General features: G+C 43.8%; 1 protein-coding gene. It reads left to right on the forward strand.

The window, feature by feature from the left end; translation table 11 throughout:
* Positions 1-612 precede the first annotated feature (612 nt).
* Positions 613-1,368, forward strand: coding sequence for a methyltransferase domain-containing protein (locus tag ACED29_RS21085; RefSeq protein WP_347690952.1), 756 nt, complete (start codon positions 613-615; stop codon positions 1,366-1,368).
* The last annotated feature ends 119 nt before the right edge of the window (positions 1,369-1,487 follow it).

Consider the following 1,487-nt stretch of genomic DNA (forward strand, 5'->3'; position numbering starts at 1 on the left):
CCTTAAGCATACCGCTGATGCGGCTTGCTAGGGAGGAGGCTCAATGAGTATCAAGCCATTCAAGCAGGACAAATGGGGGCGTTAAGCCGCTTCGCGGATCGATATTTTATCTACCCCACTCCCTCAAAATAAAAGGATCAACAAAGAGGCTGGCAAGGATCAAAAAGAAGGGGAAATACAGTCAAACTGCTTATGCCCTGCTTGTGGGTAGCATAAGCATACTGTGCTTTATCTTAGTAATATCTCTCAGGGAAGAATCAACAGCCTTCAGCCAACCAATCATAACAGTAGCTTGAAGAACAGCGATAACAAGAAAGTAAGCTCCCCCGAAAACCAATCAGATTATCTAGTCTGAGGGAATAGTCTTGCCTTAAGAACCGAATCGCGCTAAAAATAAGAAATTAGGATTAAAATAGAGGCGAATTCAGCTCATCTGGCAAAAGATGCTCAGATTAAGCTTTGTTTTTAGCGACAGAATATAACAGGGAGATCACACCATGAAAAAGCAAATTCCCTATTTAAAACGCAGCCGTTCAACAGTGGATTATAGCCGCAGCTGCGCTGCTGTATAACCCTTAATTGTTATGCATTTAGTGCTCAAAGGAGCGATATGTGAAACGAAGTAATTCAACAACAGAAAGGCTTTTTAAGTCTGCGGGGATTTCTGAGGGCATGGCAGTCCTTGAGCTAGGATGTGGCCCCGGAGAGGTCTCTGAAGTTTTGAGTGACATTGTCGGTTCTAGTGGCAGTGTGTTAGCCATTGATCGCAGTAAAGAGATGTTATCTTCCGCCTCAAATAGGCTTGACAGATCTGGAAAGAGTAATGTACGTTTTTTACAAGCTGATTTGAATGAAGCTCCGAAGTATCTGGAAAGCATTGATCTTTTGTCTTTTGATGCAGTGGTTGGTCGTCGGGTTCTAATGTATTTACCTAGCCCTGATAAAGTTCTTTCCAGTCTATTACCATGGTTACGAGAAAATGGTCTGGTCGTATTTGAGGAGCACGACTCCACTATTTGTCCTGGGTTTATTGATGCTATGCCGGCACACGAAAGAGGCGTCTCTTTACTCGAAAAAATGCTTGCAAAAGAAGGCGTTGATCAATCCATGGGATTTCATTTACCTGCAACTTTTTCTAAAGCTGGACTAAAGTTTGAGGCAATCTGGGCTGAGGCGGTTATTGACGGTCAAGGCGATCAATACGCACTTGGAGAGCTTTTAGAGTTGCTTAAGCCGCGAATGGAGTCTTCGAATATTGCAATCGCGTCTGAAATTGATGAGTTGATAGAACAAATTGAAATTGAGAGGGAACCGACAACTGTATTCGTTAGCGGAATGCGTTTCTGTTCTAAGGCTATAAAAGGGTGAAATTGTCGTGGCGAAGCATAATCGGTTAGCCGGTGGTATCTAACCTCCAGCCCTCACACCACCTTGCATGCGGCTCCGCACAGGGCGGTTCATTTAGAACACCTAACTAGCTTTCTGGT

Source organism: Shewanella sp. 5S214, from assembly GCF_041439795.1.
Classification (GTDB): Bacteria; Pseudomonadota; Gammaproteobacteria; order Enterobacterales; family Shewanellaceae; genus Shewanella; species Shewanella vesiculosa.